Consider the following 14,585-nt stretch of genomic DNA (forward strand, 5'->3'; position numbering starts at 1 on the left):
GTGTGTAGAAGAATCCGAGGGAAGCCCCAAGGGCGGGCCGCAGGTAGTTCACATACGTTTGATTATTCGACTTTCACCGAACGTCTTTGGCATATTTCACAGCTGATTTCTGAATCATCTGCTGGAGTAATGCAACTAAAGCTGAATTTTCGTTCAATTGGTAGAGATCAGAATTACCGGTCGTATACGCCACCTCGATCACGCCATAGTCCATTAGCGTCTCATAGTTGTTGTACCACGTCTGCGTACTCATGTCGAGCGCAGTGATAATGTCCGTCATCGATCGTGGGCGCTCGGCTATATCCAATAAGAGAATGATTTTCATCTTCGATTCAGGATACAGCAGCTGGAGGATTGGTGTGTCTACCAATAGTTCTCGAGTCGATTCATCAAAATCGATATCTGACTCACTCCATTCTACAGAATCCACGATTTCTGCAATCCCACTTGAGGTTTCGGTAGAATCATCGAGGACGGTAGACTCATCTGGCGTTGACATACGCTATACTTATTGGGACATGAGATAAACCTTTCCGTGAATCACTAGTCTCCCTTTGATTGCTTAGAAAGATATTTGTGTGAGAGGATTGGCTATTGGTATATCTATGACTGAATTCACTGACGACGAACGGGTGATACTAATAGAATTTTTGAATGTTCTGCGTACGCAAGGATGGTATTGTCCTGAACCAGCTCCGTTGAAGGATGTTGTGTCACTCCTGGATGTATCCGATTACTCACTGCACGAGTGTGTGATGGTTATTCATCGCTTTGCCGAAATGGACAACACACCTGTAGTCACTGGCACAGTGCAGGACACACTTGTTGTGTGTCTCAACGGACGCTCAGTTGATGACTGCGAACAAAACGCGAACGAGTGGATTGAAAAACTCCGATAACACGCAGACACAATCGTGACGGTCAACGATCAACCTCTACTGTTGAATCGTCGACAGATACATCAATTAAATAATTTTACTGACAATTATGTGGGTCAGATGATACATTTAGACGCTTGAAATTGACACCACTCCATGTGACCAATCGGCCGTGGTCAGCTTTCTCATTCCTATCCATCTTCCGAGTTAAGACTAATCAGCTACCGATATCAAAGGATCTATCACCTGAGGCCGACTGGAACGCTCACTACATAGATGGTGAGTGGACTAGCGGTTAGAGCGGTTCAACGCTGACCGACGAAAATCCTTCGACTTGAGAGGTGTTCAGTGAGGTCTCGGTTGCAACTGAAAGAGATGTCAACGCTGCAAATTGGACAGTAGCAGCTCAAAGCGACTGGAAAGACCAACCACTGGCGCGTTGACAAGATGTACTTCTGCAGTTCCAACACGTTCTCTAAGAGAACAGCGAGGAGGTCATGATATTGTTGGATAATGAAGTTGGAGGCTCACGGATCATGGATGAGACATCGATACGGATTGTGTCTGCCCTCGCGAACGGAGTCACAACTCTCCCCTGACGTATAGAGGGAGCACACGTTGACTCGAATATTCCGGACAAGGAAACCCTGATTCAACGGGCCCGAGGAAGTTGTCACGGATTCCTCACGGGTTTGTTCCAATGGATGGGTCTCCTACATCCCGCTTCCATCGATAAATCCGATCATCAGTTGACCTCTGTATTGCGTTGCTTCTCGTATCGTTCTTTAATTGTAGTGAATAGCTCCTCTCCAACGTCCGTCCGGATTCGGGGTGCAGCAGTTGCGAAGAACTCATCTAGGTTGTCGTACTCGATGAAATTCTCGTTGTCTTCGGTCTCATCGTATCGTCCTTGGCGTTCGTATTTAAGAGCCTGCAAGCAGTTGTCGATCAGATCCATATCCTTAACGAACTGAGAAAGTGGAGTCTCGCGAGCTTCGTATTCCTCCCACAGATCTTGGAATAACTGGCTTTCAAGTCCATTCGCAAGTTCCTGCATAACTTCTCTCTCCTGCTGTTCTTTGGTGTCCGGGTGAATTTCCTGTACGCCTTCTGCAGCCCGTGTCGGAATGTCACCTGTCCGCGCTTCGGCGAAGTCGTGAACGAGCGCCATCGGGACAGCTTCATTTGCATTGACGCCAGCGTCGTCGGCAAAGAGAAGGCAGAGCGTAGCAGTTCCCCAGGTGTGGGCAGCAACGGATTCTGGTTCTTCAATCCCACGGAGAACCCATCCCGACCGGAGTTCGTCTTTCAATTCGTACGCTTCCAAAAGTGTATCAATCCGTGTCATAGGTTCTGTATGGTTGTCTTCCGTTTCCAAATAAGCGTTTATGGATGATTCCTAGTAGAAGTAGATAACTACCATCAAAGAGTGCTACGACCACTCCGGAGTCTTGCAAATTCAATTTCTATTTACTGAATGAAATATATTGACATGAATTTGATATAATCCTGGGCAATTTAGGGTTTCGTCATCGATCTTTCCCGTGTCAGCTGCCAGTAGATTATTGTCACTCATATCTTCGACGGCCGGTTTCGTGTTCCTCTATGTAGTCCCAATCATATTCGACGCCAAGCCCCTCTCCGTCCGGCACGGGGACCGTGCCGTCAGCATCGATGCTGTCGATGTGGTCTGAGTAGTCGTTCTGATAGACAGGGGGCTGTGTGTTCTCACACTCGGGGTGGAGAAGTGCCATCTCGTAGTAGTTCGCGTTCCGGAGTGCAGCGATGCAGTGGCGCTGTGCGGGTCCTGGCGAGTGAATCTCGGTGTCGAGTCCAAACGCTTCGGCCATCCGTGCGATCTTCATCGCCCCGGTGATCCCGGCATCGTACTCGGGGTCGGCACGCACGAAATCGGTCGCATCGTTCACAACGAAATCAGCGTGGGCCTCCAGTCCTCGGACGTGTTCAGTCTGGAGGATCGGTGTGTCGATCTGCTCTCGGAGTTTTCGGTGGGCGTGCTGGGAGAGCCCACCGTCACGGAATGGGTCTTCGTACCAGAAAAATTCCTGCTTGTCGCAGGCACGGCCGACTTTCAGCGCGTCGCCAAAGGTCTCGTATTCACACGCCGGATCGAGCATCAGGTCCATCTCATCACCGACGCGATCGCCGACCGCGTGAACCGTCTCGATCTCCCGGTTGATGTCGCGCGCCTCGGGACTGCCACCCCAGCCGTGGATCTTGAACCCGTCGTACCCTCGGTTGAGACAGTTCTCGGCGAATTGAGCGTAGGCCATAGGCGAGTCCAGCCCGCCGTTCCTGTCGGCGTGGTAGCTTGAGGCATACGCCGGCAAACGTGTGCGATATGTTCCAAGTAGTTCGTGGATCGGTGCCCCATAGTGCTTGCCAGCGAGATCCCACAGCGCGATGTCGATCGGCCCGATTCCCATCCGGTCGTACTTGCGGAGCCCGCGTTTGATCTCACTCCAGTGGCGTTCGCGCTTGAGTGGATCCTTGCCAATAAGATAGTCGGCAATCACATTGATCTGAGCGAATCCCGGTGAGTTCCCGCCGACGAATTCTCCGGTGAGCCCCTCATAGGTGTGGATACGGAGACCGAACAGACTGCGCTCGGTCGTCGTTCCGGGCTCGTACACGAGGTTGAATCCGTCATCAGTTCCGACGTCTTCAATCGGATACGAAAACTCTGTGCTCTCAATCTTCGATATTTCGAGCGCCATTCCAGGATGATTTCACCGCCTGGACAAAAATTTACCCGACGTATTTTCTATATCACTCACAACACGTTAACTATATATTGGCACCTTCAACGAACTTCAGCTCATGGTTCATCCCGTGGTCCGCAGAGCCATTCGGTACGGTGTTGTCTCTCTCAGCTATCGGCCAGTAGGAACAGACTGAAAAATATATCTGGGTATTGAACGGTTCATAGCGAAAACGACTTCGAAGGGCTTTGTGCTTCGATTATTATACTTTGCGTTTGGCTGCTTACTGTACTCGCTCTGGCGGTTAATCGACCACCTGATGCAGTGTTCTTGATGGATACTTACGGGGATGACCGTGGGTGACGATGCATGATGTGCCCACGTCGCTGAAAAAGCGCACTGGCGTAGGCTAGCGCCCCGTTCGTTTCGTGGTTTCCTGATAGAAAGAGCGGCTGGGCCATCTCTATTTTTCAAAATAGTATAATTAGGGAATATCCTCAGTTATTCCTCCACACTTGATACTAAACTAGAGATATTAGTAAGTGAATAACACTGGAGAAATAAATAATACAATAGTTCACAGAAATTCTCAACTGGTGTGGAGAATCCCCAAGTTGAGGACGGCTGTTCCAATGCATGGATTGGGCTTCTAATCAGATCTCGTTTAGAGAGTCTGTATTTTCTCTTTTATCTCGTCATATTTTACAATGAGAATCCAACTATAATCGCCGGAAAATCAAGAAGTAGAGAATTGTGCTTTATCGAGTAGCAGTATCGATCCATTTAACGCAGCGAAAACAGGAGCAACGTACCCACTGTGATTAATAGTAATGGAATGTTAAAGTAATATATGATTTCAAGGCGCAACTTTATTATTAGTATTTTTGTTACATTGTCAGCGCTATCTGGGTGTTCGGCTTGGCCTGGAACTATGCCATCGAATAATGGAGAAAAATCAAGTGTTAGTTTAAGTATTAGCAACAACGATGATGATTCCCATATATTAAACATAAGGATTGAAAATGGAGCAGGGATGAAGTTGTATGAGGTTGAAAAGAAGGTTCCTGCTAAAGGTGAATATTTGGAAAGATTAACGATAGATGATATTTTTGAAATGGAAGTTGGGGAACAATATTATATCCATACCAAAATTAACGGCTCCACAATAAAGGAATATTCTGACAAGATAACTTGTAATAAGTCTACCATCGATATTTTAACAGAGTATGAGCCAAATAGTTTGCTTATCGATCAAGAATCTATTAGCTATACATCAACAACATGTAGCTAATATAAAGAAGAGTTATAATATGTAGCATTGCACACCTGGTTTATTGCTATAGTGAGTGACGAGTCACCATCGTCCAGTTACAATATCGTACACATTGGTTGGATGGATTTGAGAGCCAGGTTTGCGGCGCTGTATCTTGTAGTCAAAATTACTTGTTTATCGGCATTGGTATCGTTGCCGTAATAATATCTTATTCGCACTCGATATTGAGAAAAATTATTATAGGATAGTTCATTCCAAATGCTCCTCTGTGACCGACTTGAAGCATTCTATGAGGTCTCTGTCGATAACCTTCCCTTGACTATGGCTGTCTTTTATCTTTGATCCTATATTATGATATAACTAGTTACGGTCTATAATTTAGTCTTCATAACGCTCTAGGGTTCGAGAAAGCCACTGCCTAGTCGACGATTTGGCGAGCTCGTCACGAGCGATTTAGCAACAAGCTGTTCCGGTTGAGCTTCAAGAGGAACTGGATGTCGAGCTTCAGGAAGGGGAATTTGTCATCACCCCTCGCGGCGAAGAACACCGCTCCGTCGCTGAGAATGAAGCGGAAATCGATTGACAGAGAGAACACGATCGCACAACTCATCGGAAGGAAACGCTCCTTAGATCTGGTCAACGACCACTGAATTCCATGGTCTGTACATACATTTTCCCAGCAGTTTCTCTCAGATGGCTCTAGCGGTCTCCAATCAGCGGACGGAGCCAGTACACGGCGCTAAACTAGAACACATTGCCTCCCTCCATGGCTACTAATTATGACTGATCATCCTCTATCCGACCGAAAATCTGAATGGCATCTATGATGTCACCCTCCATTTTGGGCGAGAATCTCACGATTTGGTTGTCTACCTCTTTAGCGACCGGAAGAAGGTGTGGATGTCGTCGGCAACCAATTCGGGGGCTTCCCATTCCAAAAAGTGACCGCCTTGAGATGTCTCCGTCCACCGTTCCACTTGGTAGAACCGCTCACTCCACTCACGAGGGTTTGGGAGAATATCATTCTGAGCCATCAGTATCCCTGTAGGTACTTCAACACGTCCCTGGTTCCCCGGGTCGTGGAGTGACTCATAATATAATCGAATCGATGAATTGATTGTTTCAGTCGTCCAGTATATTGTTAGGTTGGTGAGCATTTCGTCCTTAGTGAACGCAGTCTCTATGTCACCGCCGCAGTCGCTCCAGGCCCGAAACTTCTCGACGATCCACGCTGCAAGTCCTGCCGGGGAATCATTCAACCCGTAGGCAAGAGTTTGCGGTTTCGTTGCGTGTTCCAGTGCATATGCACCTTCTTGTTCTAACCAACGCTGGTTGTCCTCTACGTGTTCTTGCTCTGTCTCCGTCAAGTTCTCGGGCTCTTCACCCAAATACGGGCTTGTTCCAGCTAAGTGGATTCCGATTACCGACTCTGGATTGCTCAAGCCAAGTTGCTGACTCACGCTGGCACCAAGATCGCTGCCACGTAGTGCATAGCGATCATAGCCAAGTTCATCAGCCATCAGTGTGGAAAATAAATCAGCTATACGACTGGCGCTCATGCCGCGCTCGGTTGGTCGATCCGAAAAGCCATACCCTGGCAATGATGGGACGACAACATCAAACGAACTGGCTTCCTCATTAATATCCGTTTCAGGATTAGTCAGTAATGGAATGATGTCCAGCATTTGGATGAACGAGCTTGGCCAACCGTGGGTAAGAAGAAGCGGAGTAGGGTTATCACCACTCCCGTGTTCATGAATAAAATGAATGCCGAACCCATCAACTTCGGCGCGATAGTGGTCAAACTGATTGATTGATTTCTCCTGTTCGCGCCAGTCGAAATCATTCTGCCAGTATTCTATCAACTCCTTCATGTAGCTTAGATTCGTACCATACTCCCACTCCGCCCCCGAAATCTCGTCTGGCCATCGAGTATTCGCGAGGCGCGCTTGCATATCGTCAAGCGTTTCCTGTGGAACGTGCACGTCAAAGGGGGTTACAGTCATGTTGGTATCTCCGAAAGGATCTCAAGTTTCTCATTTTCACGGAACTGAATGTTGGCCAATGGTAATGTACCGAATTGCGGCGCGTTGACGCTCTGACCTAGTAACTCCGGTTTTTTTTAAATCGCTTCGAGTTGAGTCTTGCTCGGGTAATTGTTTCTCCATAGCTACTAGTAAGGGAGTCTTCCGGACATAAATATTAGCTAAAATATATTTTAATAGCTGTCAAAGAGCAATCGTTTATCGAGTGTGTTTGTATTGTAGGATTCTATTCATATAACCGGTGGTGCAACGGGGTCAGTTTATGTCTTCTGTTGAACGGCGAACAGCGATGCTCTTCGTCCTTGTGGGTTTTTATCATGTATGGGAAAGGCCTTCTTCTCGAAGGCTACCGCGCACTTGACACCGACAGAACGCAGTAGTTGGACAGACGGCAGGTGTCGCATTCCTCCACATCCCAACGAGCGGGGTGTCCTGCTTGTCGAAAGGTGAAATGGCTTCGGTTCTGGTAGCCGAGCATGTCTAGCTTAGCTGAGATCGTCGTCGATGTACCAGACGCAGCCGGCGTTATAGTCCATATACTCGCAGTGATGTTGAATTCGAGACGTCATATCGTGCTCGTACCAGTTCCAGGGCTCGCCGCCTGTTCCGCCGGTATATCCACACGCGTGTCGTCCGAACTCGGCGGCCTGATAGATGTCTCCGAGGGTATCATCGTTCTCGCTGTAGTAGTTGTGTGTCTCGTTAGTGCCGTACAAAATTCCGCCGTAAAATCGGTCACTGGGCTGTTCGTCCCACACGGCAGCACCAAACAGGTTGACCGAGTTGATGGAGTGACCGTATGTACCCTGGAGGTCCCGAACGCACTCGAGTGCCATCTTTCCGCCGAGTGAGTGAGCAACGAGGTTCACCGTGACGCCATGGTCCTCCGTAAAGCCATAATCGTCCAGTATCTCGGCGAGATTCTGACCGGCCTCAATCGCGTGATCTTTCGCCGAGTACCAATCGTCCCACGAGTCACCAGCGTTCCAATCGCACGCAACGACGTTACCATCGTATCCATTACCTGTGAGATTTCTGTAGATTTCATACGCGTAGTCACGACCGCCATTCTGATTTGTGAAGCCGTGAATGAAAATAGTCAGGTTGTCAGCATTCCACGGCCAGTTGTGGAAGTTCCAATTCTCCGGCTCTACTTCCCCAAACCACGACGGACAACTTGGATACGAGTATGGACACTCACCGTCGCCTGCCGCCGCTGGACTACTCACTGCAGCCACACCGGCCATCCCGACGACTGTCGCCCCAGCGGTCTTCAAAAGCCAACGCCTACTCACCGGATCCGATGTCGGCGATCCCGATCCGCTCTCCTCTCCACTACCCATATCATTACCGGACATGAATATTTGAATTGTACAATTCAATCATTATCAAATTAATTGAGAGATAAGTAGAAATTTAACTATTATATTTATATATTATATAATAAGAAATACTAACTAAATGAAATATAAGTATTTATTGATGTCAAATGCTATGCTAGCCCATGAACTGTCTCGATATCGACCGGAGAGAGCCCTTCTAGATACTCGCGAGCAGCGGTGAGACGTTTGATTACCTTGGTATCGTCCTTGTCCGCGAGTTGCTCGCGGACTCATCCCTTCGTGAGGCCTGGAATCTTGTTCCTTCCTTTGATGCAAGGCTCAAGTTGCGGCGCTCCCTCAAGTTGAGAGTGTCAGTTCCAATCCATGGATACGCAATACTCGTCATATCTCGCATTCCAATAAAAATTCTATCATCCCTGTGATACTCACTGGTGTCATTATTCTATTACTACAACCCTGATGCCGCCTAGGTGGATTTCTAATGCACAAACAGTCTCGGAATATACCTTGAACGTCACAATCTTCACGAGACTGGGCAGTGAAAATCTCATCTATCCAACTTCAGACAATCACGGACTGGATAATCTTCGCTTCTGCTCGCTGAAGATGCTCTCCGATCGTTCTTTGTGACAATCCGAGATCTGTCGCCAAGTCACGCTGTGTTACCCGCCGTGGGATGTCGTAGTATCCCGCTGCGATCGCTGCCTGCATGATCTCTTGTTGACGGTCGGTGAGTCGCTCTGCTGGGTCATCCATGGCTGGCTGATACTCGCCTGCCCGTTCGAGAGTCACGTCTAATTCGTCAGGGATGCCAGCGATCAGTTGCTGGAGGGCTGCATCCTCACCGAAGAGCGTGAGTTCCATCCCGTCAGCAGTATCTTTTGTCGGCCAGTCGATACTGATGGCTTCGGTATCGATCAGTTCGTACAGGGCCGTTTCAAGCTCATCAGGCTCGTAGTGCGTATACGCCAGCCACGTCTCACCACCCGTCACGGTGCAAGAGATGATCTCTGGGTATTCGTCTTCTATCGCTGTGAACCGATCAGCATCGCCTCTGAACCGAGCGATCCCAACAACGGTTCCATCATCGAGGAGATTGGCATACTGTACCGCTTCCTGGGTCGCGACGAGCGTATCATCGATCCATATCTCACTCAGACCGTCGGCACGTTCCAGCATCTGCTGGTGGCCCTTCGACCGAAGGTATTCCTCGGTCGGGGCGACAACGATAGTTATGTATCTCATTATCTTCGTGTTTCACAGACTTAATCGTACTATTCGTTCTCTTTTGAATTGTCTCTCTGGATGAAGCGCTACTGACTGTCTCATGCAGGTGCGTAAGAGTGTGATCAAATATAAATCTCCCGCTCATGAGCGGGGTAAACCCCGAGGGAACACGGATCCTTCCCCAGCGTGATGGAGACGCGAGAAGCCAACAACGGATGCAACGACTCTCCGAAAGGAGCCACTGCACGACCGGTTCTGAACGAAACGGAGGAACTGTGATCATGTCTACCCAAACGACTGAAACATCGAATGTTTCCGCGACGTCGATCACAGCAAAGAACGTCGAACTCACGTACTCGGACGGCACCCAAGCGGTGCGCGGCATCGACCTCGAAATCTCCGAGGGTGAGTTCTTCGGATTTTTAGGGCCGAACGGCGCGGGCAAGACCACCGCTATCAAGACGTTCGTGACGCTGTTACAGCCCACTGCCGGGTCGGTGACTGTCAACGGGTTCGATGTCGTTGACGACCCCCGCGCTGTCCGGACGTCTATCGGCTATATGGCCCAAGAGACAAGTGTGGACGAGGAGCTCACCGCCCGCGAGAATATCCGCTTTGCCTGCGAGACGTACGGCGTTCCTCGGAGCGAGCGCGCTAGCCGGATCGACGACCTGTTAGCCCTCGTCGATCTCGCGGATGTCGCCGACAAGCAGGCCCAAGAATTCTCGGGTGGAATGAAAAAGCGCCTCGACGTGGCGACTGCCTTAGTGCATGAGCCCGCGCTCGTCTTCCTCGACGAACCCACGACAGGACTGGACCCTCGGGCGCGCAATCGCCTGTGGGAGCACTTTCAGGAGATCAATCAGCAGGGGACGACGGTGTTTCTCACGACCCAGTACTTGGAGGAGGCCGACGAACTCTGCGATCGCCTGTCGGTGATTCAGGATGGCAAACTCGTCGCTACCGATTCGCCAGACGCGCTCAAATCACAGGTCGGCGGCGACATACTCGAAATCACGCTTGCAGATCCGACTGACGAGCAGCGAGCGCACGCCCGAGAAGCCGTCCGTGAGTCGGGACTGTTCGAGGGAGATACGATTGAATTCACCAACGAGGGCATTGCTATCGCATCAGAGCACGCGCGCCGGGATGGTACTGACCTCCTGTTTGCGCTGCGAGAAGCGGGCTTCACTGTGACGGGGTTCGACGTTCACTCGCCGACGCTTGATGATGTCTTCCTCGCTATCACCGGCGAGACAGCGAGCGACGAGACACCGAACGAACAACAGCCGGACGATCCCGTCCAACCGGAGGTGAATCGATGAGCACAACTGAAACTGAGAGGGCGGTCGAGCAGAGGGCGACTGGCAACAGCTTCTCCGTCGATGTGTGGATCACTCTCAAGCGCTGGCTGCGGAAAACCCGCCGGAATCCGTTTGTGATATTCGGTGCGCTGATAACACCCATCCTTCTCCTCGTGTTGTTCTCTCAGCTGTTCGGGCAGATCACTGGAGACGCTCTCAGGGGAGTGATGGGCACGGATGTTTCGTATGTCACCTACCTCACGCCAGCCGTCGTCATCCTGATGGCCATGGAGGCAGCGGGCAACTCTGGGATAGGTCTGGTCGATGACATGGAAAACGGCATGTTCGAGAAAGTGCTGGCCTCACCGACCCATCGTGGAGCGATCTTCCTCGGGAAGGCGCTCTCGGATATGGTACTGATCATAGTCCAGACGGTGATGACGCTCGGGCTTGGGTACGTGGTGTTGTGGCTCGATTCCGGTGGATCGGTCGGGACATACATCCAGACGAGATTGCTGGGCGTGCTCGGTATCATCGCCATCGTCATCGTGTTTTCACTGGCGTTTACGGCCTTTTCGAACATCGCTGCGCTCGTGACACAGGACTCGGAATCGACCACCGTCTTGGTGAATCTGCTGCCGTATCCCCTAGTGTTCATGTCGAATGCCTTCTTGCCGATCAGTGTCTTGCCGGAGTGGATGCAGGCGGTGGCAACGGTCAATCCGGTCACGTACGGTGTCGGTGCCGCGCGGGCGCTGCTGTTCGGCCAGGATGTGCTCACTGTGCTCAACGTGACGGCATTTTCTGGCATCTGGAACACCATCGTGCCAGCGGTGGTGGTGCTCGGTGTGCTTGATCTCGTGCTCGTTGGGATCGCCGTCGCTTTGTTACGACGTGTGTCAAGTTCACAAGCCAGCTGATTCACCAAATGGGGGTCGTCAGACTGTCGCCGTTTGCTCGCCCTCAACCCTGACAGCGCAGGCGATCCCCCTTGACGACTTCGTCGCGGTTGTCACGAGCATCGCGCGTTCGTGGTGTGAACGCGCTACGGACTATATTGACATCAAGACGCTAGTCTGTGACCTACCGATTGACCGGCGGTTATTTATTATGTCTGGAAAAAGAATGAGATAAACTACCGATCCGTGGGTAACGATGCATGATGTGCTGATGGCGATGAAAAAGCGCATTGGTGTAGGCTAGCGCCCGGTTCGTTCCGTGATTTCCTCGTAGAGAGCGGCTGGGCTATCTCCATTTTTTAAATAGTATAATTAGCGAATATTCTAAGCTATTCTTACCCAATCTGATTCCAGATATTCGATATTAGTACTTGACCCATATATTAAAAGGTGAAAATACAGTGATTCACAGAAATTCTCATCATACCCGATCACCTCAAGTTGCGAACGACTGTTCCAATGCAGAGAATCGTGCTGATGACAAGTCATAGGGCAGAGCTCCACTAGCCTAGTCGGCAGCTGCCAGACGTGAATGAGAGAGGTGGGAGCCCTGAGAAATAGATTCCACCTGCCGTTACACTACTAGTGTGAACCATCACTTATTACGTGATAACAGTCTTATCACTGGTGCTGGTCATCTTCGTCAGTGCGTCATGATACGTGTCGATTATCAATCCATAGATTCTGTAGTAGTCGGGTTAATCCTCCGATCAGTGAGCAGATAATCATAATATTAATACCATCTTAAAATTTTTATAAATAAATACCACAAAGAATTTATTATTATTAGATATAATCTGTAATTATGGGTGTATTAGATCGATTTCGATTGGATGAGAAAACTGCAATTGTAACTGGTGGAAATCGAGGGATTGGACGAGCAATATCGCACGCTCTTGGTGAGGCGGGCTCGGACATTGTGATTGCAAACCGAGACAAGACCTCGGGCGAACAAGCGGCCACAGAAATCAGAGACGAAATAGGCGTTCAGGCACGCTACATACAGACAGACGTAACAAACGAAGACGATATCAAGGATCTTGCAACGCAAGCAGTTAGCGAATTTGAGAGTGTCGATATCCTCGTAAACAACGCAGGAATTGCTCGCATCTCCAATGCTGAAGATATGGTAGAGATGGAATGGAATGATGTAATTGACACTAATTTAAAAGGCGCCTTTCTTTGCTCGAAGTATATCGGTAATAAAATGCTAGAAAGCAATGGAGGGTCGATCGTCAATATCTCTTCGATTTTAGCGTTCCGAGCTGCTCATCCCCAACGAATCATTTCGTATACCGCATCCAAGGCAGGATTGGAAGGCCTCAAACGTCAGCTTGCGTCTGAGTGGGCGGAAGATGGGGTTCGAGTAAATAATATTAACCCAGGATACATCAGAACTGATTTAGTAAATCAGGTGTTAGAAAATAGACCTGAACTAGAGGATATTTGGATAGATGAAATGCAGTTTGGCGAAATAGCTACTCCGGAAGCTATTGGGCCCCTAGCCGTCTATCTTGCTTCCGACGCGTCCGCCTACATGACTGGTACATCGATCGCCATTGATGGAGGGTATCTTGTTGAGTAATCATATTATAGTTGATTGAAAGTCCGAAAGTGGATCGAAACCGAGACGGCTCCATCAAACAATAGTTTCTCGCGAGCACCGCTTCGATGGATCACATCCTATGATTCTACTACTTCCGTTTGGATATTTTCATGACAACATCTAGGTCGCAGAAGTTCCTTTGAAAGCGATGATCACATGGGAGATCTGCAGTCTTCATCCGCCGGTGAGAATCCCTGTAACTTTAATCGTGTAGGGCGTCCGAGTCCGAGCGAACTATAAGCACCGACCAACACCATATTTGTAGTTTTGAAGCATCTCTTGATGGGGCCGTATAAACTTATATATAATATTCGATAGTATCTTGTAGGCCGTCGTCGAATGTCCATTGCGGTTTCCATCCTAATGACTCTATCTTCGACGTTTCGAGCGCATATCTCTGATCGTGGCCCGCCCGATCCTCGATGAATGTAATCAAATTCTTCGAAGATTCCATCTCGTCAAGAATTCGCCGGGTTACTTCGAGATTTGTGAATCGGTCGTCTGTCCCGATATTATAGACCTCGCCAACAGTTCCATGTTCGAGCACAGCATAGATTGCTCGGCAATTATCTTTGACATAAATCCACTCTCTAATATTCAATCCATTGCCGTACAGAGGAAGATGCTTACCCTCAGCTGCACGTGTAATAAATTTAGGAATAAGCTTTTCAATGTGTTGTCGGGGTCCATAGTTGTTGCATGTTCGTGTGATAACGATAGGGATGTCGTGGGTGGTGTAGTAACTCTGAGCAAGGAGATCTGCCCCAGCTTTCGTTGCAGCGTACGGGTTTCGAGGAGATAGACAATCATCTTCGGTGAATCTTCCTTGCTTAATTTGCCCGTACACCTCGTCTGTCGAGATTTGGAGGAACCGGTCTACGCCGACATTGGCAGCGGCGTTGAGAAGAACTTGTGTTCCTTTAATGTTAGTATTGACAAAGGGTGTTGATTTTTCAATAGACCGATCGACATGTGTCTGGGCAGCGAAATTAACAACTGCGTCGGCCCGGGTGATTACGTCCGTCACAAGCTCTTGATCGAGAATATCGCCTTGAATGAATTCATGAGATGCGTGGTCTAGGACGTTGGCCAGGTTCTCTTTCGATCCAGCATAAGTAAGTGCATCAAGGGTGATAACAGAGTGTTCCGTATTTTTGAGCAGATAATGGACAAAGTTCGATCCAATGAACCCTGCTCCACCCGCAACTAGTATATACATGTTTATTA

12 protein-coding genes and 1 pseudogene are annotated in these 14,585 nt (G+C 49.2%); 4 read left to right on the plus strand and 9 right to left on the minus strand.

What is annotated here, in order from left to right; translation table 11 throughout:
* Nucleotides 1-73: 73 nt before the first annotated feature.
* The 3 genes from JXQ78_RS14400 to JXQ78_RS14410 all read right to left on the minus strand — a co-directional run bounded on the left by JXQ78_RS14400 (nucleotide 74) and on the right by JXQ78_RS14410 (nucleotide 3,616).
* On the minus strand, nucleotides 74-499 hold the full coding sequence (locus JXQ78_RS14400) for a hypothetical protein (protein ID WP_330633222.1): 426 nt from the start codon (nucleotides 497-499) through the stop codon (nucleotides 74-76).
* A 1,124-nt stretch (nucleotides 500-1,623) separates the two neighbouring features.
* Nucleotides 1,624-2,226 carry an HD domain-containing protein gene (locus JXQ78_RS14405; protein ID WP_330633223.1) on the minus strand — a complete coding sequence of 201 codons (603 nt, stop codon included), beginning with the start codon at nucleotides 2,224-2,226 and terminating at the stop codon, nucleotides 1,624-1,626.
* A 220-nt stretch (nucleotides 2,227-2,446) separates the two neighbouring features.
* On the minus strand, nucleotides 2,447-3,616 hold the full coding sequence (locus JXQ78_RS14410; protein WP_330633224.1) for an enolase C-terminal domain-like protein: 1,170 nt from the start codon (nucleotides 3,614-3,616) through the stop codon (nucleotides 2,447-2,449).
* Between the two features lie 916 nt (nucleotides 3,617-4,532).
* Between JXQ78_RS14410 and JXQ78_RS14415 the strand changes: the two genes are divergently transcribed.
* Entirely contained in the window at nucleotides 4,533-4,892 is a 360-nt protein-coding gene (locus JXQ78_RS14415; protein WP_330633225.1) for a hypothetical protein, read from the plus strand.
* Nucleotides 4,893-5,316: 424 nt separating this feature from the next.
* Here JXQ78_RS14415 and JXQ78_RS14420 read toward each other — a convergent pair whose 3' ends face one another.
* From JXQ78_RS14420 to JXQ78_RS14440, 5 genes and pseudogenes are all read right to left on the minus strand, one after another.
* Entirely contained in the window at nucleotides 5,317-5,484 is a 168-nt protein-coding gene (locus JXQ78_RS14420; protein WP_330633226.1) for a hypothetical protein, read from the minus strand.
* A gap of 259 nt (nucleotides 5,485-5,743) precedes the next feature.
* Nucleotides 5,744-6,880, minus strand: a complete 1,137-nt coding sequence (locus JXQ78_RS14425; protein ID WP_330633227.1) for an epoxide hydrolase family protein — start codon at nucleotides 6,878-6,880, stop codon at nucleotides 5,744-5,746.
* A 524-nt stretch (nucleotides 6,881-7,404) separates the two neighbouring features.
* Nucleotides 7,405-8,262 carry a DUF726 domain-containing protein gene (locus JXQ78_RS14430; RefSeq protein ID WP_330633228.1) on the minus strand — a complete coding sequence of 286 codons (858 nt, stop codon included), beginning with the start codon at nucleotides 8,260-8,262 and terminating at the stop codon, nucleotides 7,405-7,407.
* A gap of 158 nt (nucleotides 8,263-8,420) precedes the next feature.
* Nucleotides 8,421-8,573, minus strand: a pseudogene (locus JXQ78_RS14435) (IS630-like element ISHwa16 family transposase); the annotation flags it as partial.
* Nucleotides 8,574-8,823: 250 nt separating this feature from the next.
* Nucleotides 8,824-9,507, minus strand: coding sequence for a helix-turn-helix domain-containing protein (locus tag JXQ78_RS14440; RefSeq protein ID WP_330633229.1), 684 nt, complete (start codon nucleotides 9,505-9,507; stop codon nucleotides 8,824-8,826).
* A gap of 263 nt (nucleotides 9,508-9,770) precedes the next feature.
* Between JXQ78_RS14440 and JXQ78_RS14445 the strand changes: the two genes are divergently transcribed.
* The 3 genes from JXQ78_RS14445 to JXQ78_RS14455 all read left to right on the plus strand — a co-directional run bounded on the left by JXQ78_RS14445 (nucleotide 9,771) and on the right by JXQ78_RS14455 (nucleotide 13,337).
* Nucleotides 9,771-10,814 carry an ABC transporter ATP-binding protein gene (locus JXQ78_RS14445; protein WP_330633230.1) on the plus strand — a complete coding sequence of 348 codons (1,044 nt, stop codon included), beginning with the start codon at nucleotides 9,771-9,773 and terminating at the stop codon, nucleotides 10,812-10,814.
* Nucleotides 10,811-11,713, plus strand: a complete 903-nt coding sequence (locus tag JXQ78_RS14450; protein WP_330633231.1) for an ABC transporter permease — start codon at nucleotides 10,811-10,813, stop codon at nucleotides 11,711-11,713. Before JXQ78_RS14445 ends, JXQ78_RS14450 begins: the two co-directional genes overlap by 4 nt.
* 844 nt (nucleotides 11,714-12,557) lie before the next feature.
* Complete coding sequence (locus tag JXQ78_RS14455) at nucleotides 12,558-13,337, plus strand: SDR family NAD(P)-dependent oxidoreductase (protein WP_330633232.1); 780 nt, start codon at nucleotides 12,558-12,560, stop codon at nucleotides 13,335-13,337.
* Nucleotides 13,338-13,656: 319 nt separating this feature from the next.
* Here JXQ78_RS14455 and rfbB read toward each other — a convergent pair whose 3' ends face one another.
* Nucleotides 13,657-14,577: a dTDP-glucose 4,6-dehydratase gene (rfbB, locus tag JXQ78_RS14460; RefSeq protein WP_330633233.1), complete on the minus strand. Its 921-nt coding sequence runs from the start codon at nucleotides 14,575-14,577 to the stop codon at nucleotides 13,657-13,659.
* Between the last annotated feature and the right edge of the window lie 8 nt (nucleotides 14,578-14,585).

Origin of the sequence: Halocatena halophila (assembly GCA_027563145.1) — an archaeon.
Lineage (GTDB): Archaea > Halobacteriota > Halobacteria > Halobacteriales > Haloarculaceae > Halocatena > Halocatena halophila.

Excerpts from the sequence above, each read along its gene's own strand:
- JXQ78_RS14400 (WP_330633222.1), bottom strand. The coding sequence starts at position 499 with ATGTCAACGCCAGATGAGTCTACCGTCCTCGATGATTCTACCGAAACC.
- JXQ78_RS14405 (WP_330633223.1), bottom strand. The coding sequence starts at position 2,226 with ATGACACGGATTGATACACTTTTGGAAGCGTACGAATTGAAAGACGAA.
- JXQ78_RS14410 (WP_330633224.1), bottom strand. The coding sequence starts at position 3,616 with ATGGCGCTCGAAATATCGAAGATTGAGAGCACAGAGTTTTCGTATCCG.
- JXQ78_RS14415 (WP_330633225.1), top strand. The coding sequence starts at position 4,533 with ATGCCATCGAATAATGGAGAAAAATCAAGTGTTAGTTTAAGTATTAGC.
- JXQ78_RS14420 (WP_330633226.1), bottom strand. The coding sequence starts at position 5,484 with ATGAGTTGTGCGATCGTGTTCTCTCTGTCAATCGATTTCCGCTTCATT.
- JXQ78_RS14425 (WP_330633227.1), bottom strand. The coding sequence starts at position 6,880 with ATGACTGTAACCCCCTTTGACGTGCACGTTCCACAGGAAACGCTTGAC.
- JXQ78_RS14430 (WP_330633228.1), bottom strand. The coding sequence starts at position 8,262 with ATGGGTAGTGGAGAGGAGAGCGGATCGGGATCGCCGACATCGGATCCG.
- JXQ78_RS14440 (WP_330633229.1), bottom strand. The coding sequence starts at position 9,507 with ATGAGATACATAACTATCGTTGTCGCCCCGACCGAGGAATACCTTCGG.
- JXQ78_RS14445 (WP_330633230.1), top strand. The coding sequence starts at position 9,771 with ATGTCTACCCAAACGACTGAAACATCGAATGTTTCCGCGACGTCGATC.
- JXQ78_RS14450 (WP_330633231.1), top strand. The coding sequence starts at position 10,811 with ATGAGCACAACTGAAACTGAGAGGGCGGTCGAGCAGAGGGCGACTGGC.
- JXQ78_RS14455 (WP_330633232.1), top strand. The coding sequence starts at position 12,558 with ATGGGTGTATTAGATCGATTTCGATTGGATGAGAAAACTGCAATTGTA.
- rfbB (WP_330633233.1), bottom strand. The coding sequence starts at position 14,577 with ATGTATATACTAGTTGCGGGTGGAGCAGGGTTCATTGGATCGAACTTT.